The organism is Nocardiopsis sp. YSL2 (assembly GCF_030555055.1).
Classification (GTDB): domain Bacteria; phylum Actinomycetota; class Actinomycetes; order Streptosporangiales; family Streptosporangiaceae; genus Nocardiopsis.
In genome coordinates this window covers 4,148,272-4,169,903 of the sequence record NZ_JAMOAO010000001.1, presented here as the reverse complement: position 1 = coordinate 4,169,903, position 21,632 = coordinate 4,148,272, and the positions used below count along the sequence as shown (strand labels likewise).

Here is a 21,632-nt window from a genome sequence, read left to right as displayed (position 1 = left end):
TCACTGATGCGACGTGGCCGTCTCCGGCGCGGCGCGGCCGCCGCGGGCGTGTGCTGCTGCACGGATCGAATGCACGTGCATCTTGGTTCTGTTCGGTAATCGTAGGACACCTCCGGCCCATGTGCAGGCAAACCGCGATACCGAAACGGCAGGTTGGCCGAATCCCAGGTGGGAATGCCGAACCGGGCCACCAGGTGGAGTTGTTAGGGCACCCCCGGACGCGTACCGACCGGTAGGCATGCGGATAGGATTCGCACGCGCCCACCACGTGACTTACTGGAGGTTTCACATGTCCCCAACGCCTCGTGTGGCGATCGTGACCGGAGCGGCCCGCGGTATCGGCGCCGCCACCGCCGAGCGCCTGGCGCGTGAGGGCCGGGCCGTCGCCGTACTGGACCTGAAGGAGTCCGACGCCCAGGAGGTCGTGGACCGCATCACGGCCGACGGCGGCAAGGCCGTCGCGGTGGGCTGTGACGTCTCCGACGCCGACCAGGTGACCGCGGCCGTCGCGACCGTCGCCGAGCGGCTCGGCCCGCCCGCCATCCTGGTCAACAACGCGGGCGTCCTGCGCGACAACCTGCTGTTCAAGATGTCCCCGGACGACTGGGACACCGTGATGAACGTGCACCTGCGGGGCTCCTTCCTCATGAGCAAGGCCGCCCAGGCGCACATGACCGAGAACAGCTGGGGACGCATCGTCAACCTGTCCAGCTCCTCCGCTCTGGGCAACCGCGGCCAGGCGAACTACTCCGCGGCCAAGGCCGGTCTGCAGGGCTTCACCAAGACCCTGGCGATCGAGCTCGGCAAGTTCGGCGTGACCTGCAACGCCGTGGCCCCGGGGTTCATCGAGACCGACATGACGCGGGCGACCGCCGAGCGTATCGGGATCGACTTCGACGCCATGAAGGAGTTCAAGGCCAAGGAGATCCCCGTGCGCCGCGCGGGCGTCCCGGCCGACGTCGCCAACACGGTCGCCTTCCTGACCGGTGAGGACGCCGGTTTCGTCTCCGGCCAGGTCATCTACGTGGCCGGCGGTCCGCTCGACTAGAGGGCACGTTCTCGAACACGCCGTGCCCCGCCCGGGCCGTCCGGGCGGGGCACGCGCGCGTCGACGCGGCGACGAAGGCCCCGCGCTCAGGCGCCCCCGAGCCCCCGAGCCCCCGAGCCCCCGAGCCCCCGAGCCCCCGGCGTCAAGCATCCCCGAGCTCACCGGTGACGAGGGTGACGAGTTCCTCGACGAGGCCGACGCCGCTGACGTAGTCGCTGTTGCCGTCGGTGAGGACGGCCACCAGGTACTCGCGTTCGGGACCGGCCACGAAGCCGACGCTGTTGACGTTCCACCGCCCGCCGTTGGACTCGCGCGGCGTCCAGCCGTTTTTCAGACCCACGGTGTCCTCGGGCCCGGCCGCGGCGGACACGCCCCAGACCTGTTCGGGGGCGACCCGCTCCATCAGGCCCAGCACGAAGGCGCGGTCCTCCTCCGACAGCGGGCTGTCCTCGGTGTACAGGGCGCGCAGCAGGCGGAGCTGGTCGGCGGCGGTGGTGACGGTGGCCCCCCACACGCCGACGGGGTTGGGCTCGGTGCCGCGCAGCCCGAAGGTCCGGGTTCCGGCCACGAAGCCGTCGGTGAACCCGTTGCTCTGGTAGAAGGCGTCGGTGACGTGGTTGTCGCTGTAGCGGATCATCGCCTCGGCCTGGGCGCGCTCTCCGGGAGTGAGCTCGCGCCCCTCCTCCTCCACCCGCGCCAGGAGCATGGCCACCAGGGTGAGCTTGACGACGCTGGCGGTGTAGACCGGTTCGTGTCCGCCGTAGCTGTAGGCGGCACCGGTGCGCAGGTCCTGGACGGCGACGCCGACGTCGGTCCCGGTGGAGGCGGCGAGGGCCTCGATCCGCGCGGTGAGGTCGGCACGCTCCTCGGAGGTGAGGGGTGAGCCGCCCGTGGCCGGGGCCGTGGCGGGGGCGAAGGGGACCAGGGTGAACGCGCGCCCGGACAGCAGGCCGGCCAGGTGGCGCGGGTCCGGCTGTGGGGCGCCGGCCGAGGCCGATCCCGCACCCGACACGGTCAACACCATGACGGCGGCGAGCGCGGCGGCCGCCACGGCCAGGGGCCTGACTCGATGAGCGCCGGGAATGCGCCAGGGCACGTGATCACCGATTCGTTCACACGGCGAGGGGAGGGTGTGTGCCTGCGATTATTCACCCGAATACGGACCGGCGAACATATCCGATACTGAATCGGTACTAACCGCACATCATGCGTGTTCAGAACACCGTTCCCGCGTCACACACGGCCGTTCAGGATCGGTCGGGCTCGTCGATCCCCCGGGCGACGAGCGCCTCACCCGTCGCCTCGGCCATCCGCAGCAGCTGCACGATCACCGGTACCACGAGCAGATGGGGCCGTCCGGACAGGCCGCGCGCGACGTAGCCCTCACGGGCCGCCCGCCAGGCCGCGGCGACCATCGGGATGGAGCGGATGGTCAGCGCCAGCACCAGCGCCACCCGGTCCGGATCGGCGCCGACGCGGCGCAGGGGCCGGGCGGCACGCTCGAACAGGTCGAGCATCTCCCGCACCCGCGTGGTGAGCGTGACGACGTTGGCGAGCAGGACCAGTGCGGCCAGTTGGGCGACCAGTCGCACGGCCGTCGGCCAGTCGCCGAACAGGGTCTGGAACACGGCGATGGCCAGCAGGAACGGCCACAGCACCCGGAGCACGTGCCAGGCGCGGCGCACGCCCAGCCCGCTCAGGGGGTACAGGGCCAGGGCCGCGGCCAGGGCGCCGACGGAGACCCGCGCGTCGCCCACGACGATGATCACGACGCTCACGGCCAGGAGCGCGAGCAGTTTGGTCCCGGCGGTCAGGCGGTAGAGCGGCCCGGTGCCGGGCACGTACAGGCCCGTCACCGGTCGGCTCCGTCCCGCTCGTCGTCGAGCAGGCCGTCCGTGTAGGCCGACACGGCGGCGTCGGCAGGGCCGTCGAACACCACCCGGCCGTCGTCGACGACCAGCACCCGGTCGAAGTCGGCCAGCAGGTCGAGGTCGTGCGTGAACAGGATGAGCTGCTGGTCGAGTCCGGTGAGGGTGCGGTGGACCATGCGCGTGTTGCGCAGGTCGAGCAGGGTGGTGGGCTCGTCGCACACCAGGATCTCCGGTTCGGTCGCCATCACCGAGGCCAGGGCCAGCAGCTGCTTCTGCCCGCCGGAGAGCAGGTGCCCGGGGTGGTCGCGGTGGCCGTCGAGTCCGAACCTCTCCAGCAGGGCGTCGACCCGGCGAGCGGTCTCCTCGCGGCCGAGCCGGAGCCGGCGCAGCCCGATCTCCACGTCCTCGGCGACCGTGGGCATGATGATCTGGTTCGCGGCGTCGGAGAAGACGAACCCCACCCGGCGGCGGATCCGCCGGGCGTGGCGCCGGGTGTCCCACTCCCCCAGGGTGACCCGGCCCTCGTCGGGGACGACGAGGCCGTTGAGGGTGCGGGCGAGCGTGGACTTGCCCGATCCGTTGGCCCCGATCACGCCGATGCGGTGCTCGGCGAGGTCGAGGGTGACGTCGCGCAGGACCGCGCGGCCGTCGTAGGAGTGGGAGACACCCTCCAGTCGGAGCATCAGGCGTCCTCGGTCCGTTCCGCGGCGGGACCGACGATGACGGGGCGCCCGGCCGGCGGAACGGGGTAGGCGCGGGCGACCGTGGCGGCGATGGCAGCCGCCAGCACGGCCTTGACCAGGTCGCCGGGCAGGTAGACGGCCATGGAGTATGCGGCGGCGAGGACACCGTCGCCGAGGGCCGCGGCCAGCCACGGGACGCCGATCGCGTAGATCACCACGATGCCGCCGAGCACGTTGATGCCCAGCCCGGCCCAGAAGTTGTAGTTCCTACGGCGGACCATCCGGTCGGTGAGGTAGCCGATGACCAGGGCGGCGAAGATCCAGCTGACGATGAACCCGGCGGAGGGCCCGGCCAGGACGGCGACGCCGCCGCGGCCGCCCGCGAACAGCGGGAGCCCGGCCAGGCCCAGAGCGAGGAAGGCCGCGACGGCGAGGGTGCCGCGCTTCCAGCCCAGAAGGCTGGGCGCGAGCATGACGCCGAGGGTCTGGAGCGTGATCGGGACCGGGGAGAACGGGATCGGAATGGCGACCGTGACGCTCAGTGCGGCGATCAGCGCCGCGAAGACGGCGATGAGCGCGAGGTCGCGGGCGGTCAGGCCCTTGTACTGGACCGATGTCGACGCGAAGGCGGGCATACGTGTGTCCCCTCCGGGGAGCTCTTGGGAGATGATCGCCCCCATTGTCCGTTATGCCGACCTCTCAGCGGGAGTCCAGGGGTGACAGATCCCGGCACCCGAAGCTTGTAGGAATCGCTCCCGCCCCAGGTCACGCGCGTGCGGCGCGGCGGATGCGGGTGATGGGGACCGGGAGCACGCACACGGGGGTGGGGACCGCCAGACGGTGACCGGTGTCGGAGGGCACGCCGGTCTTCGGGTCGATGAGCAGGGCGGCCAGGGAGTCGCCGTTCTGGGCGGCGACCACCAGGTGGTCGGGTTCGTCGCGGTGTCCGCGCACGACGGTGAAGTTGCGCGGCCACGCGCCCGCGGCCGGGGTGTTCGCCAGGTGCTCCAGGCGCGCTCCGCCGTCGCGGACCGCCAGCGTGGAGACGGTGTCCGCGCCGCGGTTGGAGACGTACACGCGGTCGCGGTGGATGAGGATCTCACCGGGGAAGTTCACGCCCGCCGCCCGCTCACCGGTGGCGTGCTCGGAGCCGAGGTACTCGGCGGTGCCGGTGTCGCCGTCCCAGCGCAGGACGTGCACGCGCGAGTCCAGCTCACCCGCCACGTAGACGTACTCCCCCGCCACCGCCGCGTGCCGGGGGCCGGTGCCCGGGGGCAGCACGATGGTGCCGGTCTGTTCGCCGCCCCGGATCACGCGCAGCTCGTCGGTGCCCAGGTCGGCCACGAGCACGTGGAGCGGATCGACCGCGACGGCGCTGTGGGCGTGCGGGCCCTCCTGGCGGTCGGTGACCGGGCCGGAACCGGTGTGCGCGAAGTGCGCCGCCTCGGCGGGAAGGGCCCCGTCGTCGGCGAGGGCGAACACGGCCACCACCCCGTTGGCGTAGTTGGTGACCGTCAGCGCGGTGTCCGCGGCCAGCGCGTGGCAGGGCGAGGCGCCGCCGGTGGGGGCCTGCCCCAGCTCGGTGAGCCCGGCCTCGGCGTCGATCCGCCAGGCGGTGACCGTGCCCTTCTCGCGCTCGTTGACCGCGTACACCGTGGGCGGGTCCGCGCGGTAGGCCAGGAACGAGGGGCCCGGGGTGGGCGCGGCCACGCCCCCGTCCGCCATCTCCCCGGTCATGGGGTCGAACCAGACCCGGTGGACACCCTGCCCTCCGCCGGGCGGCTCGGAGTCGGGGGTGTAGGTGCCCACCAGCAGAAGCCGTCGTCCGTGCACCGAGTCGCCCACCGGGAACCTCGTTCTCATCGCGCATGTACCGAAAGTGGTCTACACCACCAGCGGCATGCTACCGCCTGGCCTGTCCTGTCGGGCTCGCCAGTGTCGAAAAGGCGGCATGAGCAGTCGGTCTCCGTGCCCCACGCCTCCTCGAACGCCAGGCTGGACAGCATCTGGGCTCATGAACCGCGCGATCACACGGCGGCGATTTCACCCAGACTGGCGATCGGGCTCTGATGGAGCCAGCCCGTCCGCATGCTCCACCAGGGCATCGAAACTCGCGGCGGAGAGTGTCATGGTCTGTGCTCCGAGGAGACGCGAGAATGACAGCTGAACCAATCGACCCGGGCCGAATGGCGGCCGAGCTGGCCGATGCGTTGACCGACCGTGGTCTGGTCCTGGTCTCGGCCGCCTATCAGGTTCGCGAGAGCCTCGATGATGCGTTCACGCAACGGCCCGTCGAGCTCGCGAAGCTCCTTCTCAGCCGAGGACTTGATCTCGATCGCTTAGCGGGTCACACGTAGTCCTCGAGCCGGAAAGGGACAGTCTCCTCCCAGTCCGACCGGTCGAGGAACCGGGTTCGGCCGAGCACGGACGCCGACGGCTGTGAAGACCGTGTGACGGCGCCGCCGGGGGCGGCCCGGGCGGCGCCGTCCGCAGGCTACTTCCCGGCGGCCTTGACGGCTTCCAGGGCCTTCATGATGCGCTTGTCCGAGACCGGGTAGGCCGTCCTCAGCTCCTGGGCGAACAGGCTGACCCGGTACTCCTCCAGCATCCAGCGCAGCTCCGCCACGTCGGGGGCGGCGGCCCGGCCCGCAGGCAGGGAACCCACGACCTTGCGCACGGCCTGGCGCATCTGCTCGACCTTGGCCATGTTGACCTGGTCCCGGCGCGGGTTCTCCGGCAGCTTGGTCAACCGGTACTCGATCCCGCGCAGGTACCGGTGCACGTCGTCCAGGCGGCCCGGTCCGGCGGCGGTGGCGAACCCGTCGCCCACCAGGTCGCCGAGCTGGCCCTGCACGTCGTTCAGCGAGGGCAGGACCGCCAGGGACGTGGTTCCCTTGACCTTCTTGGAGACCTTGCGCCACAGCACGAGGACCCGGGCCACCTTGTCCAGGACGTCGGCGAGGGTGTCGCCGAGGTCGGCGCGGACGCGGTCGGCGAGCTTGGCGAAGTCCTCGGCGTTCCACACCGGTCCGCCCTCGCGGGCCAGCAGGTGGTCCACCGCGGCGGTCTCGGCGTCGGCGAGCATCTTCTTGACCGACCCGTGCGGGTTGTCGGCCAGGGCGAGCTTGTCCGGGTTGTTGAGCCCCTTGCTGACCGCGAGCGCCGGGGAGGGCACGGTGAGCAGGAGCAGCCGGCGCGTGCCCGCCCACATGGCGGCGCGCTGCTCGGGACGGGTGTCGAAGATGCGCACCGCGACGCTGTCGCCCTCGTCGACCAGCGCCGGGTAGCCCTTGACCCCGGGGCCCAGCGCCTTGCGTTCGAGCGTCTGCTCCAGGGGACCGAAGTCCCAGGAGGTGATGCCCTTGCGCTCCACGCCCTTGGCCTCGGCGGAGATCGCCTCGCGCAGGCGCGGCTTGAGCTTGGCGCGCAACTGCTCCAGGTCCTTGGACTCGGCCAGGGTCCGGCCCCGGTCGTCCACGGCCCGGAAGGTGATCCGCAGGTGGTCGGGCACCCGGTCCAGTTGGAAGTCGGCGGCGCTGATCCGCTCGCCCGCCATCTGGGTGAGTTCGGCGGCCAGCGCCTCCGCGAGCCGTCCCGAGTAGGGAGTCAGGCCGCCGCGCGCACGAACGGCGTTGTCGGGGACGGGTACGAAGTTGCGCCGCAGCGGCTTGGGCAGGGAACGGATCATCGCGGTGATCAGTTCGTCGCGCAGGCCGGGGATCTGCCAGTCGAACCCGGTGTTCTCCACCTGGTTGAGGTACTTGACCGGGACGCGGGCGGTGACGCCGTCGGAGTCGCTGCCCGGCTCGAACTGGTAGCTGAGCGGGAAGACGAACTCGCCCTGGCGCCACACGTCGGGGTAGTCGTCCTCGCTGACGGTGTCGACGCCGTCGTTGATCAGCTCCTCGCGGGTGAAGTCGAGCAGCGTCGGGTCCTCGCGCCGGGCCTTCTTCCACCACGAGTCGAAGTGCGCGGCCGAGACGGCCGACTCCGGGACACGGCGGTCGTAGAAGTCGAACAGCGCCTCGTCGTCCACGACGATGTCGCGGCGGCGGGCCCGGTGTTCGAGGTCCTCGACCTCCTCCAGGAGCTTGCGGTTGTCGTGGAAGAAGTGGTGGCGCGTCTCCCAGTCGCCCTCCACGAGGGCGCGCCGGATGAACAGTTCGCGGGAGAGCGCCGGGTCGATGCGCCCGTACTGCACCTTGCGCTGCACGACGATCGGCACCCCGTACAGGGTGACGCGCTCGAAGGCCATGACGGCCCCGCGCTTGCGCTCCCAGTGCGGTTCGCTGTAGCTGCGCTTGACGATGTCCCCGGCCAGCTCCTCGGCCCACTCGGGCTCGATCCGGCCGACCATGCGGCCCCACAGCTTGGAGGTCTCCACCAACTCGGCGGCCATGACGAAGCGGGGCTGCTTCTTGAACAGCGACGACCCCGGGAAGATCGCGAAGCGCGCGCCCCGCCCGCCCAGGTACTCGTGCTTGTCGGGATCCTTCAGGCCCACGTGGGACAGCAGTCCGGCCAGCAGCGACTTGTGCACCTCGGCGGGGTCGGCCGCGGCCTCCCGCGGGGCCGGTACCTCGACGTTCATGGTGCGCAGCACCTGGCGGAGCTGGCCGTGGATGTCCTGCCACTCGCGCACACGCAGGTAGTTGAGGAACTCGTCCCGGCACATCCTGCGGAACTGGTTGCCCGACAGCTCCTTCTGCTTGTCGCGCAGGTGGTTCCAGAGGTTGAGGAAGGCCAGGAAGTCCGATTCCTTGTCCGCGAAGCGGGCGTGCATGGCCTGGGCCTGCTGCTGCTTGTCGGAGGGGCGCTCGCGCGGGTCCTGGATGGACAGCGCGGAGGTGATGACCAGGACCTCGCCCAGGCAGTCGCGCTCCTGTGCCTCCAGCACCATGCGGCCCAGCCGGGGGTCGATGGGCAGCTGGGCCAGGGTGCGCCCCCTGGGGGTGAGGCGTCGTTTGGCCCCGGAGGGGTCCGGGTGCAGGGCGCCCAGCTCGGTGAGCAGGTTGACGCCGTCCTTGATCTGGCGGTGGTCGGGCCCGTCCACGAACGGGAAGGCGGCGACGTCGCCCAGGCCCAGGGCGGCCATCTGGAGGATGACCGAGGCCAGGTTGGTGCGCAGGATCTCGGGGTCGGTGTACTCGGGGCGGGACAGGAAGTCCTCTTCGGAGTACAGCCGGATGCAGATGCCTTCCGACACGCGGCCGCAACGGCCCTTGCGCTGGTTGGCCGAGGCCTGGGAGACGGCCTCGATGGGCAGCCGCTGGACCTTGGTGCGATGGCTGTAGCGGGAGATGCGCGCGGTGCCGGGGTCGATGACGTACTTGATGCCGGGCACCGTCAGGGAGGTCTCGGCGACGTTGGTGGCGAGCACGACGCGGCGGCCGGAGTGCGAGGACCACACGCGTTTCTGTTCGGCGACCGACAGGCGGGCGTAGAGCGGCAGCACCTCGGTGCCGCGGAGTTTCTTCTTCTCCAGCGCCTCGGCGGTGTCGCGGATCTCGCGCTCTCCGCTGAGGAAGACCAGCACGTCGCCGGGCGCCTCGCGGCCCAGCTCCTCCACCGCGTCCAGGATCGCCTGCGTCTGGTCGCGGTCCTTGCTCGGCCCCTGGTCGTCGGGGTCGAGGATCTCGTCGTAGATGGGCCGGTAGCGGACCTCGACGGGGAACGTTCGTCCGGAGACCTCGACGATGGGGGCGTCGTCGAAGTGCTGGGAGAAGCGCTCGGGGTCGATGGTCGCCGAGGTGATGATGACCTTGAGGTCGGGGCGCTTGGGCAGCAGCTGCTTGAGGTAGCCGAGCAGGAAGTCGATGTTGAGGCTGCGCTCGTGCGCCTCGTCGATGATGAGCGTGTCGTAGGCGCGCAGCATGCGGTCGTGCTGGATCTCCGCCAGCAGGATGCCGTCGGTCATCAGCTTGACCAGTGTGCTCCCGCTGGAGGAGTCGGTGAAGCGCACCTTGTAGCCGACGGTCTCGCCGAGCGGGGTGCCGATCTCGTCGGCGATGCGCTCGGCGACCGTGCGCGCGGCCAGGCGGCGCGGCTGCGTGTGGCCGATGGTGCCCATGACGCCGCGCCCGAGTTCGAGGCAGATCTTGGGCAGCTGTGTGGTCTTGCCCGACCCGGTCTCACCGGCGACGATCACGACCTGGTGGTCGCGGATGGCCGCCGCGATGTCCTCGCGCCGGGCGCTGACGGGGAGCGCCTCGGGGTAGCTGAGCTCGGGCACCGACTCCCGGCGCACGTCCACGCGCAGGACCGCCTCGTCGATGTCGCGGGCGATCTGGTCGGTGACGGAGGCGCGCCGCCGCTCGTCGCGGATCTTCGCCAGACCGTCGATACGGCGACGGAGCCGGTGCCGGTCCGACGGCATGAGGTCGCGGAGCCGGGAACGGAGTGTGTCCGCGCCGGGCGCGGGCGTGGTGGTGCTCATCAGTTCTCAAGGTTATGAGGGTCGGCAACCGGTTTTTCACCCGGCTCGGGCGGTGCGTGGTCGGGGCGCGTGCCGGTGTCGGCCGCCCTGGGTGCCAACGCTTCGGGGAGGGGGGTTGTTCCGCGCCCGGGGCGGCGCGGCGGCGCACCGCCCCGGGGCGGGTATCCGCCCCACCGTACTGGGGCGCCGTGACAGAGGGTCAAGCCCACGCCCGATCTCCTGACACCCTGGCGCCCGCCGAACCGGGGATTCGCTGGCAGAGTGGCGCCCATGACGACGATCGAACAGCCCCCCGCCCCCTTCGCCCTGCACGTGCCCGACGCCGACCTGGAGCCGGAGCCGCTGGACCCCGCCCAGATCGTCTCCGGCGATCCGGTGGTGACCGGCCGGGTGCTGTGGGAGTCGGCCGACGGCACGCAGCTCCGCGGCCTGTGGCAGATCACGCCCGGCGTCGTCACCGACACCGAGGCCGACGAGTTGTTCGTGGTGGTGACCGGCCGGGCGACCATCGAGGTGGAGGGCGGCCCCGTGCTGGAGGTCGGGCCCGGGGACGCCTGTGTGCTGCGCGAGGGCGACCGGACCACCTGGACCGTGCACGAGACCCTGCGCAAGGCGTACCACATCGCCCTGCCCCGCCCGTGACGTCCTCGGGGCGGCGGCGCCCTCGGGGCTAACCGCTCTCGGGTCGGGCCCCGGACGTGTCCAGGTGGGCCGCGTCCGTGCCCCAGCTGCCCAGCAGGCGCAGGGCGTCGGCGGAGGGTGAGCCGGGCTCCGCGTGGTAGGTGACCAGGTGCTGGCCGGCGTCGTCGGGCAGGGTGAGGGTCTCGAAGGACAGGGTCAGCTCCCCCACCAGCGGGTGCTGGAGCCGTTTGACGCCGTGCCCCTTCTCCTTGACGTCGTGCTCGGCCCACAGGCGCCGGAACTCCTCGCTGTGCACCGACAGCTCGCCCACGAGCGCCGCCAACTCCGGGTCGTCGGCGTGGCACCCCGCCTCCAGGCGCAGGAAGCTGACGATGTCGGCCGCCTTGGCATCCCACTCGACGAACAGGTCGCGGGACTCCGGGTGCAGGAAGACGATGCGCGCCCAGTTGCGCTCCCTGGCCGGGATCCGGCCCCAGTCCCCGAACAGCGACGCCGCCATCCGGTTCCAGGCCAGGACGTCCGAGCGCCGTCCCACCACGTAGGCCGGGACTCCCTCCAGCGCGTCGAGCAGTTGTCTGAGGGCGGGCCGCACCCGCTGCGAGCGCACCGGCGGCTTGCGCCGGTTCCGCTTGGGCTTGGCCAGGTGCGTCAGGTGGGCGTGCTCGGCGTCGGTGAGCCGCAGGGCCCGGGCGATGGAGTCCAGCACCTCCGCGGACACGTTGCGGCCGTGGCCCTGCTCCAGCCGGGTGTAGTAGGCGACCGACACACCCGCGACCTGGGCCAGTTCCTCGCGCCGCAGGCCGGGGACCCGGCGGTAGCGGCCCAGTCGCGGCACGCCGACGTCCTCTGGCGTGAGTCTGGCCCGTCGCGTGCGCAGGAACTCGCCGAGTTCGGCGCGCCGGCGCAGGACCGCCTCCGCGTCGTGGTGTCCCGTCGTGCTCGGTGGGCCCGGTTCGTGATCCATGCACCCAGTATTCCCCGTCCTACGCCCACGAGCCTGACCCCACTGGTCGTAGGCACACCGGTCCTATGCGGCGCAGGGGTCTGGGTGACCGGGCCGGCCCCTGGCAGTGTCGTAGACGTCCCGGCCGGTTCCGGCCGGGAGTCCGCAGCCCCGCCGAGGAGAATCTCAATGACCGTGTCAAGCCGCCACAGGCCTGACCGGTGTGCTGCGCTCGAAAAGGCGACCGTCGCGCAGCAGCGCCCACAACACGTTCACGAGCCTGCGCGCCAGGGCGAGCAGCGCTTGTTTGTGCAGCATCCGCTCACCGCGTTTCTTCCGGTAGAAGGTCCGCGATGGGCCGTCGGCCTTGATCGAGGACAGCGCCGCCATGTAGAACACCCTGCGCAGCCTGCGGTTGTAGCGCTTAGGGCGTCTGAGGTTCCCACTCACCCGGCCCGAGTCCTTGCTGACCGGTGCCAGCCCGGCATAAGAAGCCAGGCGACCCGAGTGGGCAAACGCGGCCAGGTCGCCGCCGGTGACTGTGATGAACTCCGCCCCCAGGATCGGCCCCATCCCGGGCAGGGACTCGATGATCCCGGCTTGGGGGTTGGAGCGGAACACGCCGGTGATGGTCTTGTCCAGGTCCTTGCGCTCGTGGTCCAGCTCCAGCAGTTTGGCGGCCAGGCGCTTGACGAGCGCGGCGGTGCTCGCTTCACCGGGCAGCACGATGGTCTGGGCCTGGGCGGCCTCCAGCGCGGCGGCGGTGATCTTGGCCAGGCTGGGCCGGTGCGCGCCGTGCTCGCGCAGGTGGGCGAGGAGCCCGTCCTCGCCCGCGTCGCGGACTTCGGCGGGGGTGGCGAAGCCGGTGAGCAGGATCAGCGGGGACCGCTGGGTGTAGTCCAAGGCGCGTTCCAGGCCGGGGAAGACCGACCCGAGCAGGTCGCGGAGCCGGTTGACGCCGCGTACCCAGTCCGCGGCCAGGTCCGCCCGGTGGGCGGTGAGCCGGGCCAGCTCGGCCACCTGTTCCGGCGGGGTGGTGACCGTGGCCAGGTCCGGGCGCATGCGGGCGGTCTGGGCGATGACCAGGGCGTCCTTGGCGTCGGTCTTGGACTCGCCGAAGGTGGTGGTCATGGTGTTGACCATGCGGCCGGGGACGTAGACCACTGTCTGGTCGGCGGCTCCGAGCACGGCCAGGAGCAGAGCGGCGTAGCTGTTGGTCAGGTCCACCGCCCAGCGAGCCTGGACGCCGGCGGCGGTGGCCTTGGTGATGAGGGCCTCGATGGCGGCCTGGTCGTTGCGGACCTGCTTGGACCACAGCACCTCACCAGTGGTGTTGACCGCTGTGGCGTGGTGGTTGGTCTTCCCAGCGTCGATGCCGACCCACACGAGTTGACCGGTGTTCATGGGTTCTGCCCGCTCCTCGCTGTTGGTGGTCCCCGTGGACAGCCCCGCCACCAGGTCCCTAAACAGCGACTACATCGCAGATCTCAATCAGAGGTCGGGGAGTCCCGGACGGCGGGGCGGCCATTCCTCTCGAGCCTTCGAGGGCAAGCACCCCATCAGCCACACCCCACCGTCCTGGGCATCCAGAACATTCCATCCTGAACACCCACAACCTTAGGGAACACCCTGTGAGCACCGTCGCCGCCTACGCAGCGCCCGCGGCCAAGGCACCGCTGGAGCGCACGACCATCGAACGCCGACCCGTCGGCGAGTTCGACGTCCTGATCGACATCAAGTACGCGGGTATCTGCCATTCCGACATCCACCAGGTCCAGGAGGGCTGGGGCGAGGCGATCTTCCCCATGGTCCCCGGACACGAGATCGCCGGCGTGGTCGCCGAGGTCGGCCCGGGGGTGACCCGCCACGCGGTCGGCGACCGCGTCGGGGTGGGCTGCTTCGTGGACTCCTGCCGCGAGTGCGGTCCCTGCCGCGCGGGAACCGAGCAGTTCTGCGAGCGGGGCATGACCCCCACCTACAACGGCCTGGACGGCGAGGGCCGCCCGACCTACGGCGGATACTCGACCGCCATCGTGGTGGACGAGAACTACACCCTGCGCATCCCCGACGCGCTGCCCCTGGACACGGCCGCGCCCCTGCTGTGCGCGGGCATCACGTCCTACTCGCCGCTGCGGCGCTGGAAGGCCGGTCCGGGGACGAAGGTCGCCGTGCTGGGTATGGGCGGGCTCGGCCACATGGGCGTCAAGCTGGCGCACGCCATGGGCGCCGAGGTGACCGTGCTCAGCCAGTCGCTGCGCAAGAGGGACGACGGCCTGCGCCTGGGCGCGGACCACTACTACGCGACCGACGACCCGGCGACGTTCGAGGAACTGGCCGGAACCTTCGACGTGATCCTGTCGACCGTCTCGGCGCCCCTGGACTTCGGCGCCTACCTGGCGCTGCTGCGGCCCGACGGCGTGCTGGCCAACGTCGGAGCACCGGAGGAGCCCGTCTCGATCAACCTGTTCTCCCTGATCGGCGGCAACAAGGCCATCGTGGGGTCGATGATCGGCGGCATCGCCGAGACCCAGGAGATGCTGGACTTCTGCGCCGAGCACGGCATCGGCTCGGAGATCGAGGTGATCGGCGCCGGGGAGATCGGTACCGCCTATGAGCGGGTGGTCGCCAGCGACGTGCGCTACCGCTTCGTGATCGACACCGCCACCATCTGACCGGGACCGGCACGCGGTGACCGTCCCACGGCCGCGACGCGTCTCCCGTGCTCCGCGCCACCGGAGCACGGGAGACCCTGCGACTCACATCGGGCGTGCCGCGAGCCGACGGCCCCGTCTCAGACCCGGTTCCTCCTTGCGCGCATCCAGCGCCGGCCCCCGAAGCCCCTCCGTCGCTGCCTCGCGCCGCGCAGGGCCTCCAGAACCGCTTCCGCCGTGGTGTCCGCGTGCGCTTCCAGCATGGTGAGGTGGTCGCCGGGAACCTCGACGCGCTCGTGTCCGCCGGGCCACTCCCATCCCCGGCCCAGCTCCCGTCCGTCCGCCACACGGATCGGGCCGGCCGGCCGGACCTGCGTGGTCGGGCAGGGCAGCGCCGCCGGGCTCCAGTGGGCGAACATGCCCAGGTAGGCGCCCATCGCCGTGAGCCTGGCCGTGTCCATCAGTCCGAACTCCCGAGCGCGCGCGTTCACCGCCTCCGTGACGATCGGCAGCACGCCCGGTTCGTCCGGCAGAGGTGTGTCGAGCAGTACGAGTTTCGACGGTGGCCGTCCCTGGCGGCACAGCTCCTCCGCGGCCACGTGCGCCGCCCACCCTCCGGACGATCGCCCGAGCAGGACGAACGGTTCTCCGTCCGCCGCGCGTAGAGCGGCGGCGGCGAGTCCTCGGGCGACGACCGTCCGATCGGCGGGCAGCGGTTCGCCGTTGAGGAAGCCCGGCATCTCCAGGACCCGGACGCCGTGTCGGCCCCGGAACGCCTCGGAGAAGCGGGCGAACTCCTGGCTCCCCGACGTCATCACCAGTGAGGGGACACAGATCAGCACGGGACGCCGGGGACCTGAGGAGAGCGCGGTCAGCGGGGTCGGCCAGGCGTCGTCTGAGGCCAGGACCGGACGGGTCCGGGCCGCCGTCCGGGCGAGATCGATCGCGTCCTCGGCCCGGCCCGCCGCACAGGCCTCCCGGAACAGGTCCACGAGGTCTTCGGCGTCGTGAGCGGGCCCCGGCGCCGCCCCGGCGCCCGGCCCCGCCAGCGCGTCGTCCACGTGCTTCGCCAGGGTGCTCGGTGTCCGATGGGTGAAGACGACCGCGGCGGGCAGGCGGAGCCCCGTGGCCTCTCCCAGGCGGTTGCGGAGTTCGACGGCCGTCAGCGAGTCGAATCCCGATTCCAGGAAGTCCTGGTCCGGCTCCAGCCGCTGCCCGCCGGTGTGGCCGAGGATCTCGGCCGCACGCTCACCGATCAGTTCGACGAGCAGTGCCCGGCGCTTCCGGCCGGCCGGTGCGTCGCGCAACCGGTCCCCTCCCGCGGGGTCGCCGGCCGTGGCGGCCCGGGCCGGGCCGCCCACCAGCCCGCGAAGGAGGGCCGGAACCGGGCCCGTCGACGCCGATCGCGCGCGGAGCCCCGGTAGGTCGATCGCCGCCGGAAGCAGGTGCGCCCGTCCCGTGGCCGCCGCGGCGTCCATGAGGGCGCATCCCTCGTCGTCGCTCATCCCCTCCATGCCCCAGGAGCGCGCCATGCGAGCGGTCTCGGCGTCCCCGAGGCCGCCGGTCATGCCGCTCCTGCCCTCCCACCGGCCCCAGGCCAGCGACTGGGCCGGCAGGCCGAGGGAGCGGCGGTGGAGCGCGAGGGCGTCCAGGAAGGCGTTCGCCGCGGCGTATCCGGCCTGACCGGCCGAGCCGAACACCCCGGCCGCCGACGAGAACAGCACGAAGGCGTCGAGGTCGTGGTCGACCGTGGCCTCGTGCAGGTTCCACGCACCGTCGACCTTGGGCCGCAGGACCCGCTCCAGCAGATCGGGGCCGAGCCCGGCGACGGTGGCGTCGCCGACCACGCCGGCGGCGTGGACGACCGCGGTCAGGGGGTGCGCCGGAGACAGATCGCTCAGGAGCGCGCGAACCTGCTGCGGATCGGCCACGTCGCATGCCTCGACACGGACCCGCGCGCCCCATCCGGTCAACTCGTCGGCGAGCGCTGAGACACCGGGAGCGTCCGGACCGCGCCGTCCCACCAGGAGGAGGCTGGTGACACCGTGCCGGACCACGAGATGGCGTGCCACCAGTGCGCCGAGCGTCCCCGTGCCCCCCGTCACGAGAACGGTGCCGCCGGGACGGAACCGTGCGGCCATGTCGAGGACGACCTTGCCGACATTGCCGCCCCGCTGCATGAGGCGGAAGGCGTCCACGGCCCGCTCGACGGGGAAGCGGGTGACGTCGACACCGGGGAGCTCCCCCTTCTCCAGAAGGGGAACGATCGCCCCGTAGGCCCGCTGCAGGCGGTCCGCGTCCAGGGTCGAGAGGTCGAAGGTCCGGTACTCGACTCCGCCGTGGTCGGCCGCCACACGGGCCGGATCACGGACGTCGTTGCGCCCCAGCTCCACGAAGCGCCCGTCCGGCGCCATCAGCCGCAGGGACGCGTCGATCGCCTCGCCGGTGAGCGAGTTCAGGACGACGTCCACGGGCGGGGAACCCGCCCGGAGATCCTCCTCGAAATCGAGTCGGCGGGAGTGCGCGAGGTGTTCGCGCGCCACGCCCATCGACCGCAGTACGTCCCACTTCTCCGGGCTGGCGGTGGCCAGCACACGGGCCCCCAGGTGCTGGGCGATGTGCACCGCGGCCTGTCCCACACCACCGGCCGCCGAATGGATGAGTACCCGCTCGCCCGGACGGAGGCCGGCTTCCTCCACCAGGGCGAGATAGGCGGTCAGATAGGCGGCGGGAACGGCGGCCGCCGAGGCGTCGTCCCACCCCTCCGGAGCCCGTACCACTCGTTCGCGCCGGACGACGGCGCAGGGGGCGAAGGCTCCGGGGAAGATCCCCATGACCCGGTCTCCGATCGCGAGGTCGTCCACGCCCGGACCGACCTCCAGGACGGTCCCGGCACCCTCGTTGCCGATGCCGGCCGGTTCCGGGTACATCCCGACGGCCATCAGCACGTCGCGGAAGTTGATCCCGGCGCTGCGCACGGCGACCCGGATCTCGCCCGCGGCCAGAGGCCTGCCCTGTTCGCCGTCGGGCACCGCGACCAGGTCGTCGATACCTCCCGTCCCGCGGAAGTCCAGCCGCCAGTCCGTGCGGCGCTGCGGCAGCCCCAGGCCGCCGCCGTCGGCCTCGGTCTCGGTCTCGGCCAGTCGTGGAGCGTACGCGCGTCCGTCGCGCACGGCCACCCGCGGCTCGCCGGTCTCCGACATGAGGGCGACCAGAGGCTCGTCGACCCGGTCGGAGTCCACGAGAAGGAAGCGCCCCGGGTTCTCCGTCTCCGCGGAGGAGACCAGGCCCCAGACCGCCGCCCCGGCCACGTCCACGTGGCGGGCGTCGCCCGTCCGCTCCGGTCGGACCGCTCCATCGGTGAGGATCGCGATCCTCGTGGCACCGAGGCGGTCGTCGTCCAGGCAGCGGTGCACGAGGTCCAGCACGCGCAGCAGCTCGGCTCTGGTCCGCTCGGGGGCGGCCCCGTCGCCACCGCCCGCCGGCACAACGAGCAGGTCCGGTGCGGGCGCACCGGAATCCAGCGCCGACGCCAGCTCGTCCGCGGAGGCGTACCTGGTCGCGCCCGTCGGCCCGCCGTCGCCCAGCACCGCCCAGGCACCGCCGGGTGCCCGGTCGGCCGCGTCTCCGGTCCACTCCAGTTCGATCCAGTCCTGGTGGAAGAGGGCAGGGGTGGACGTCCCGTCCGGCGCCGGGGCGTGGCGCACCATGAGACTGTCGACGGACATCACCGGAGTACCGTCGGGGCCGGTGAACGCCACGGCCCATGTGTCGGGCCCGGTCCGCGCGGCGCGAACGCGCAGCCGGGACGGCGTCTCGGATGTGTGCAGGCGTACCCCGCTCCAGGAGTACGGCAGTGGCCGGTCCCGTCCACCGTTGGAGCACAGGTGACTCAGCAGGAGCGCCTGCAGTCCCGCGTCGGTCAGGACGGGGTGCGGGCCCGCCATGCGCGCGGCGCCGCGCGGGACGGCTCCCGGTTCGATCTCGGCCCCCAGCCCGGTCCCGTCCTCCCACGCGTCACGCAATGCGCGAAAGGCCGGACCGTACTCGTAACCGTGCTCGGCGAACAGCTCGTAGGCGCCGTCGGCCGGCAGTTCCACGGCACCGCCGCCCCGCGCCGTGTCGGGAGCCGGCCGCTGCCGGGTCTCCGGCACCAGGGCGCCCTCCGCGTGGAGCCTCCAGGTCTGCTCGCCGGGCTCCAGCGACCGCAGGCGCACGGCCCGCCCTCCCGTGGCGTCGGGCGTGTCGACCATGACCTGGATCCGAAGCCCGGGCGCGTTCTCCTCGGACGGGATCTCCACCGGTTCCGTGAGAGTGAGGTCGGCGATCTCGGGGCATCCGCACTCGCGTCCGACGTGCAGGAACAGTTCCACCACGGCCGTTCCGGGCAGGAGCACCCGTCCACCGATCGTGTGTTCGGCGAGCCAGCCCTCCCGGCCGGCGTCGAGCACACCCGTGAACAGCGTCTGTCCGGTGTCGGCGACGGGGACCCTGGCTCCGAGGAGCGGGTGCCCGGCCCCTTCCACCCCCAGAGCGGCGGGGTCGGCCGACGGCCGGGAGTCGGTCAGCCAGTGGCGGCGGCGCTGGAACGGGTAGGTGGGCAGTGCCGGCGCGGGCCGGCTGGCGCCCGCACCTCCGATGACCCGTGCCCAGTCGACGTCGACTCCGGCACAGTGGGCCTCGGCCAGAGCGGTCTGGAGCCGTGCGGCTCCTCCCTCACCGCGCCGCAGCGTGGAGAGCACCGCTCGATCGGTGCGGTCGGCCGACTCCAGCGTCTGCTCGATCGCCAGGGCCAGCACCGGATGCGGGCTGACCTCGACGAAGGCTCCGGGACGGCCGGAGAGCTCCTCGATCACCGGTGCGAGGAGCACCGGATGGCGAAGGTTGCGATACCAGTACTCCGCGTCGAACTCGGTCCCCTCCATCCGCTCACCGCGCGGAGAGGATCCCCGCGACCACTCCGTGGACGGTGCGACCGTCGAACGGATCGGCAGCCGTGCCCTGCGGGGCCGGATGTCCGCCAGGGCCGACAGGAGGTCGTCCCGGATCCGCTCCACGTGGGCCGAGTGCGACGCGTAGTCCACGTCCACCCGCCTGACGTGCACGCCCTCCTCGGCACAGGTGGCGACGAGTTCCGCCACGGCCTCGTCGTCCCCTGACAGGACGGTCGACGCGGGACCGTTCACCGCGGCCACGCCGATCCGCCCCTTCCAGGGAGCGATCATCTCCGCCGCACGGTCGGGTCCGACGGCGACCGCCGCCATGGCCCCGTGTCCGGCCAGGTCCCTCAGCAGTGCGCTGCGCACGGCCACGACCCGGGCGCCGTCCTCCAGCGACAGGGCGCCCGCGACGCAGGCGGCGGCGATCTCACCCTGGGAGTGGCCCACCACAGCGGTCGGAACCACTCCCGCCGATTCCCACACACGTGCGAGCGCCACCATCACCGCCCACAGCACAGGTTGCACCACGTCCACGCGGGCATCCGCGCCGACCACGTCCGGAGCGCCGGGGTCACCGCGCGCAGCACCGCCGTCAGGGACCAGTCGACGAACGGCGCCAGTGCCGCCTCGCAGGTGTCGACGGCCTCCGCGAACACGCGGCAGGACCCCAGGAGCCCGCGGGCCATGTCGGCCCACTGCCCGCCCTGGCCGGGGAACACGAACACGGTCGAGTCGACCCGCCCGGCGCTCCCCGTGACGACACCGCCGGTGGACCGCCCCTCCGACAGCGCTCGGACTCCTTCCGCCAGGGTGTCGCCGGCGGACCCGACGACCACGGCCCGATGCGCGAAGCCCGTCCGGGTCGTGGCGAGGGCGCGGGCGATTCCGGCCGGTTCCGCCTCGGACGCGGTCTCCAGGTGCCCGAGCAGGCGCACCGCCTGGTCCCTCAGGGCCGGCGCGGAACGCGCGGACAGGACCCAGGGCAGGGAACCGTCCGTGAGCGCGGGCGCCTCCGCCGACTCGTCGGGCACCTCCTGCGGAGCCTCCTCGACGATGACGTGGGCGTTGGTACCGCTGATGCCGAACGAGGACACGCCGGCCCGGCGCGTTCGCTCGCCACGGTGCCAGGCCCTCGGTTCGGAGAGCACGCGGACCCGCCCCGACGACCAGTCCACCAGCGGCGTGGCCGCCTCGGAGTGCAGGGACGCGGGGAGGAACCCGTGCTCCAGCGCCAGCACCATCTTGATGAGGCCGGCCACTCCCGCCGCGGCCTGGGTGTGCCCGATGTTCGACTTGAGCGAACCGACTCCCACCGTGCCCGTGCCGCGGTCCGGCCCGAAGACGTCGATGAGGGCCTGGGCCTCGATCGGATCACCCAGTTCCGTGCCCGTGCCGTGTGCCTCCACCGCGTCGACATCGCCCGCGGACAGACCGGCGTCGTCCAGGGCCGCGCGGACCACACGCACCTGTGCGGCCCCGTTGGGAGCCGTCAGCCCGTTGGAGGCGCCGTCCTGGTTGACCGCGCTCCCCCGGATCACCGCGAGGACGCGGTGTCCGTCCCGACGGGCGTCCGCGAGCCGTTCCAGCACCACCACACCGGCGCCCTCGGCGAACCCCGCGCCGTCCGCGTCCGCACCGAACGACTTGCAGCGGCCGTCGCCGGAGAGCCCTCCCTGCCTGGCGAACTCCGTGAACAGCGCCGGAGCCGTCATCACCGTGGCGCCACCCGCCAGGGCCATGGAGCACTCGCCCCGGCGCAGCGCGCGCACCGCGAGGTGGATGGCCACCAGGGAGGAGGAACAGGCCGTGTCGACGGTCAGCGCGGGCCCGTCCAGCCCCAGCGTGTACGCCACGCGACCGGAGGCGACACTCGGGGCGGTCCCCGTCAGCAGGTACCCCTGCGCCTCGTCGGGGACGGGGAGCGCACCCGAGGCCGCGCCTCCCGCGTAGTCGGTGGCGCTGATCCCTGTGAACACGCCCGTCGCGCTCCCGGCCAGGGAGGAGGGGTCGATGCCCGACCGCTCGATCGCCTCCCAGGACACTTCGAGCATGAGGCGCTGTTGCGGATCCATGGCCGCCGCCTCACGGGGCGAGATCCCGAAGAACTCCGCGTCGAACCCGGCCACATCGTCCAGGAAGCCGCCCGCCCGGGTCGCGCCGGGGCGGTCCACCACGGAGTCCAGGTCCCATCCCCGGTCGGCCGGCAGGTCACCGACCGCGTCGACGCGGTCCCGCAGCAGGTTCCACAGCGCTTCCGGTGTGTCCGCCCCTCCCGGGAGCCGGCAGCCCATGCCCACGATCGCGATCGGCTCGGCGTCGCGCGAACGCAGGCTGTCCAGTTCGGCCCGCGTACGGCGCAGGTCGGCGGTGACCCGCTTGAGGTAGTCGAGCAGCCGCGTGTCTTCCGTCATTGATGTC

General features: G+C 72.2%; 14 protein-coding genes. 4 read left to right on the top strand and 10 right to left on the bottom strand.

Going from position 1 to position 21,632, the window contains the following annotated elements; all coding sequences use genetic code 11:
* The first annotated feature begins 289 nt into the window (after positions 1–289).
* Complete coding sequence (gene fabG / locus M1P99_RS18475; RefSeq protein ID WP_304453848.1) at positions 290–1,048, top strand: 3-oxoacyl-ACP reductase FabG; 759 nt, start codon at positions 290–292, stop codon at positions 1,046–1,048.
* Between the two features lie 142 nt (positions 1,049–1,190).
* On the opposite strand, the gene M1P99_RS18470 is transcribed toward fabG, so the two are convergent.
* From M1P99_RS18470 to M1P99_RS18450, 5 genes are all read right to left on the bottom strand, one after another.
* Positions 1,191–2,072 (bottom strand): serine hydrolase, encoded by an 882-nt coding sequence (locus tag M1P99_RS18470; protein ID WP_304455746.1) that lies wholly within the window; start codon positions 2,070–2,072, stop codon positions 1,191–1,193.
* A gap of 223 nt (positions 2,073–2,295) precedes the next feature.
* On the bottom strand, positions 2,296–2,904 hold the full coding sequence (locus M1P99_RS18465; protein WP_304453847.1) for an energy-coupling factor transporter transmembrane protein EcfT: 609 nt from the start codon (positions 2,902–2,904) through the stop codon (positions 2,296–2,298).
* The gene (locus M1P99_RS18460) at positions 2,901–3,602 is read right to left on the bottom strand and encodes an energy-coupling factor ABC transporter ATP-binding protein (RefSeq protein WP_304453846.1); all 702 of its coding nucleotides are present in this window, start codon (positions 3,600–3,602) and stop codon (positions 2,901–2,903) included. Before M1P99_RS18460 ends, M1P99_RS18465 begins: the two co-directional genes overlap by 4 nt.
* Positions 3,602–4,237 (bottom strand): biotin transporter BioY, encoded by a 636-nt coding sequence (locus M1P99_RS18455; protein WP_304453845.1) that lies wholly within the window; start codon positions 4,235–4,237, stop codon positions 3,602–3,604. Before M1P99_RS18455 ends, M1P99_RS18460 begins: the two co-directional genes overlap by 1 nt.
* A 130-nt stretch (positions 4,238–4,367) precedes the next feature.
* Positions 4,368–5,465 carry a lactonase family protein gene (locus M1P99_RS18450; protein WP_304453844.1) on the bottom strand — a complete coding sequence of 366 codons (1,098 nt, stop codon included), beginning with the start codon at positions 5,463–5,465 and terminating at the stop codon, positions 4,368–4,370.
* 293 nt (positions 5,466–5,758) lie between these two features.
* Between M1P99_RS18450 and M1P99_RS18445 the strand changes: the two genes are divergently transcribed.
* Entirely contained in the window at positions 5,759–5,959 is a 201-nt protein-coding gene (locus M1P99_RS18445; RefSeq protein WP_304453843.1) for a hypothetical protein, read from the top strand.
* Positions 5,960–6,096: 137 nt separating this feature from the next.
* Here the strand turns inward: M1P99_RS18445 and hrpA are convergent, their stop codons facing one another.
* Positions 6,097–10,038 (bottom strand): ATP-dependent RNA helicase HrpA, encoded by a 3,942-nt coding sequence (hrpA, locus tag M1P99_RS18440; protein ID WP_304453842.1) that lies wholly within the window; start codon positions 10,036–10,038, stop codon positions 6,097–6,099.
* A 270-nt stretch (positions 10,039–10,308) separates the two neighbouring features.
* On the opposite strand from hrpA, the gene M1P99_RS18435 reads away from it, so the two are divergent.
* Entirely contained in the window at positions 10,309–10,680 is a 372-nt protein-coding gene (locus M1P99_RS18435) for a cupin domain-containing protein (protein WP_304453841.1), read from the top strand.
* Positions 10,681–10,708: 28 nt separating this feature from the next.
* Here M1P99_RS18435 and M1P99_RS18430 read toward each other — a convergent pair whose 3' ends face one another.
* Positions 10,709–11,644 carry a helix-turn-helix domain-containing protein gene (locus M1P99_RS18430; protein ID WP_304453840.1) on the bottom strand — a complete coding sequence of 312 codons (936 nt, stop codon included), beginning with the start codon at positions 11,642–11,644 and terminating at the stop codon, positions 10,709–10,711.
* A 177-nt stretch (positions 11,645–11,821) separates the two neighbouring features.
* A complete protein-coding gene (locus tag M1P99_RS18425) occupies positions 11,822–13,027 on the bottom strand; it encodes an IS110 family transposase (protein WP_304453212.1) in 1,206 nt (401 codons plus the stop codon).
* 227 nt (positions 13,028–13,254) lie between these two features.
* On the opposite strand from M1P99_RS18425, the gene M1P99_RS18420 reads away from it, so the two are divergent.
* The gene (locus M1P99_RS18420) at positions 13,255–14,295 is read left to right on the top strand and encodes an NAD(P)-dependent alcohol dehydrogenase (protein ID WP_304453839.1); all 1,041 of its coding nucleotides are present in this window, start codon (positions 13,255–13,257) and stop codon (positions 14,293–14,295) included.
* Positions 14,296–14,414: 119 nt separating this feature from the next.
* On the opposite strand, the gene M1P99_RS18415 is transcribed toward M1P99_RS18420, so the two are convergent.
* Both M1P99_RS18415 and M1P99_RS18410 read right to left on the bottom strand, forming a co-directional pair.
* On the bottom strand, positions 14,415–19,748 hold the full coding sequence (locus tag M1P99_RS18415; RefSeq protein WP_304453838.1) for an SDR family NAD(P)-dependent oxidoreductase: 5,334 nt from the start codon (positions 19,746–19,748) through the stop codon (positions 14,415–14,417).
* On the bottom strand, positions 19,715–21,625 hold the full coding sequence (locus M1P99_RS18410; RefSeq protein WP_304453837.1) for a type I polyketide synthase: 1,911 nt from the start codon (positions 21,623–21,625) through the stop codon (positions 19,715–19,717). Before M1P99_RS18410 ends, M1P99_RS18415 begins: the two co-directional genes overlap by 34 nt.
* Between the last annotated feature and the right edge of the window lie 7 nt (positions 21,626–21,632).

What these genes read in the sequence shown, in the direction of transcription:
- fabG (WP_304453848.1), top strand. Translation starts at nt 290, where the DNA reads ATGTCCCCAACGCCTCGTGTGGCGATCGTGACCGGAGCGGCCCGCGGT.
- M1P99_RS18470 (WP_304455746.1), bottom strand. Translation starts at nt 2,072, where the DNA reads ATGGTGTTGACCGTGTCGGGTGCGGGATCGGCCTCGGCCGGCGCCCCA.
- M1P99_RS18460 (WP_304453846.1), bottom strand. Translation starts at nt 3,602, where the DNA reads ATGCTCCGACTGGAGGGTGTCTCCCACTCCTACGACGGCCGCGCGGTC.
- M1P99_RS18455 (WP_304453845.1), bottom strand. Translation starts at nt 4,237, where the DNA reads ATGCCCGCCTTCGCGTCGACATCGGTCCAGTACAAGGGCCTGACCGCC.
- M1P99_RS18450 (WP_304453844.1), bottom strand. Translation starts at nt 5,465, where the DNA reads ATGAGAACGAGGTTCCCGGTGGGCGACTCGGTGCACGGACGACGGCTT.
- M1P99_RS18445 (WP_304453843.1), top strand. Translation starts at nt 5,759, where the DNA reads ATGACAGCTGAACCAATCGACCCGGGCCGAATGGCGGCCGAGCTGGCC.
- hrpA (WP_304453842.1), bottom strand. Translation starts at nt 10,038, where the DNA reads ATGAGCACCACCACGCCCGCGCCCGGCGCGGACACACTCCGTTCCCGG.
- M1P99_RS18435 (WP_304453841.1), top strand. Translation starts at nt 10,309, where the DNA reads ATGACGACGATCGAACAGCCCCCCGCCCCCTTCGCCCTGCACGTGCCC.
- M1P99_RS18430 (WP_304453840.1), bottom strand. Translation starts at nt 11,644, where the DNA reads ATGGATCACGAACCGGGCCCACCGAGCACGACGGGACACCACGACGCG.
- M1P99_RS18425 (WP_304453212.1), bottom strand. Translation starts at nt 13,027, where the DNA reads ATGAACACCGGTCAACTCGTGTGGGTCGGCATCGACGCTGGGAAGACC.
- M1P99_RS18410 (WP_304453837.1), bottom strand. Translation starts at nt 21,625, where the DNA reads ATGACGGAAGACACGCGGCTGCTCGACTACCTCAAGCGGGTCACCGCC.